Source organism: Caulobacter sp. 602-1 (genome assembly GCF_003931565.1).
Lineage (GTDB): Bacteria > Pseudomonadota > Alphaproteobacteria > Caulobacterales > Caulobacteraceae > Caulobacter.
The window spans coordinates 1-309 of the sequence record NZ_RRYI01000089.1 but is presented as its reverse complement, the minus strand read 5'-3'; the positions used below and the strand labels follow the sequence as shown (position 1 = coordinate 309).

The window sequence follows — 309 nt, the reverse complement described above, 5'->3', positions numbered from 1 at the left end:
ACTCGGTGTTCCTGGGCGCCAAGCACGCCTTTACCCACATGCGGGCGCATCAACCCGGTTCGATCATCAATCTGAGCTCGATCGCCGGCCTGAGCGCCAACGGCAATTCGCCGGCCTACAACGCCTCCAAGGCGGCGGTCTGGCTGCTCAGCAAGAACATCGCGCTCTACTGCGCCAAGATGAAGCTCGACATCCGCTCGAACTCCATCCACCCGACCTTTATCGACCCCCCGATCCTGGACGGCTTCTCGGCCCGGTTCGGCAAGGAAGAGGCCTTCGCCAAGCTGGCCCGCCAGGTGCCGCTGGGCC

General features: G+C 64.4%; 1 protein-coding gene. It reads left to right on the top strand.

Annotated elements, in window-relative coordinates; translation table 11 throughout:
• On the top strand, positions 1-309 hold a 309-nt coding region (locus EIK80_RS25365; protein ID WP_125159722.1), incomplete at both ends, for an SDR family NAD(P)-dependent oxidoreductase.